The sequence below is a fragment of the Cellvibrio mixtus subsp. mixtus J3-8 genome, from assembly GCF_000766945.1.
Taxonomy (GTDB): domain Bacteria; phylum Pseudomonadota; class Gammaproteobacteria; order Pseudomonadales; family Cellvibrionaceae; genus Cellvibrio; species Cellvibrio mixtus_A.
In genome coordinates this window covers 5,301-6,155 of the sequence record NZ_KN266219.1, presented here as the reverse complement: position 1 = coordinate 6,155, position 855 = coordinate 5,301, and the positions used below count along the sequence as shown (strand labels likewise).

Annotated in this window: 3 protein-coding genes; all 3 read right to left on the bottom strand. The window is 47.3% G+C overall.

Translation table 11 applies throughout. The features are described from left to right. Positions 1 to 11: 11 nt before the first annotated feature. Positions 12 to 356, bottom strand: coding sequence for a putative holin (locus tag A596_RS21535; RefSeq protein ID WP_039918810.1), 345 nt, complete (start codon positions 354 to 356; stop codon positions 12 to 14). A 4-nt stretch (positions 357 to 360) separates the two neighbouring features. Next, a complete protein-coding gene (locus tag A596_RS21530; RefSeq protein ID WP_039918808.1) occupies positions 361 to 579 on the bottom strand; it encodes a tail protein X in 219 nt (72 codons plus the stop codon). Next, on the bottom strand, positions 576 to 855 hold a 280-nt coding region (locus tag A596_RS22840; RefSeq protein WP_160280214.1), incomplete at its 5' end, for a head completion/stabilization protein. The genes A596_RS21530 and A596_RS22840, both read right to left, overlap by 4 nt.

The following is an 855-nucleotide window of genomic DNA, read 5'->3' as shown; positions in this document are numbered from 1 at the left end:
CATAAATCCTCCTATTTCGGGCGAAACCAATTGTTAATATCGATTTGATCTACGCTGTTAATGAGTTTCAAACCAAGCCCAATGACGCACGCAGAAAAAACAAAGCTGCTAATGGCGCGCTCGCTAAAAATATGACCGAGTACCGCTTCACCACTGGTGTAACCCATAAATAAACTGATGAGCAAATACACCAATCGAGTAATTATTTTTAAATCTTTTGCGCTCATTACAAACAAGCTTGATCCTGCGGTTGCCCCAATCAAGGCATTTGCATCTATCCCATGAAAGAAAGAAACCAGAGTTACACCTGTCGCAGTTACTGCGGCCACAGTGGTTGAGCTTGCGGGTTCAGCCATAAAATTAATCCCAAAGTTTGACGATGTTTTTAATCGGTACAGGCGCTATTGCAGGCAATTTTACCCGCGTGCCTACGGGCAGCTGCGCACCCAGCGCCGCGAGACCAGGATTCGCCGCTAACACTTGCTCGGTCACTTTTGCGGTATAGCCGTAATGCCGAACACAAATCATGTCAACTGTGTCGCCTTGCACGCTAATGACCGAATCGGTACGTGTGTTCATATCAATTCAATTGTTGTACGGGCTGCGCCGATAATGTCGTTAATTGCCCATGATGCATCGCGGCGATACGTTTCTGCGGATGGTTCCAGTGTGTCGGCTTTTTCTTTTCCGGCATTGGTTGTGTCGTAATCGGGAAGGCGCTCTACCAATTCCGCTTTAGCAAGTGACCACACGGCAGTGAAATATTGGTTTTTAATTGCGCCAGCTGGATGGCCTGTTTTTTGTGGAACGTCATCCAGTGCCGCTATGCCTTTCTGTTGCTGTTGCGATACCCAG

Bases quoted from the DNA above. Each gene is read 5' to 3' on its own strand.
- A596_RS21535 (WP_039918810.1), bottom strand. From the start codon at position 356: ATGGCTGAACCCGCAAGCTCAACCACTGTGGCCGCAGTAACTGCGACA.
- A596_RS21530 (WP_039918808.1), bottom strand. From the start codon at position 579: ATGAACACACGTACCGATTCGGTCATTAGCGTGCAAGGCGACACAGTT.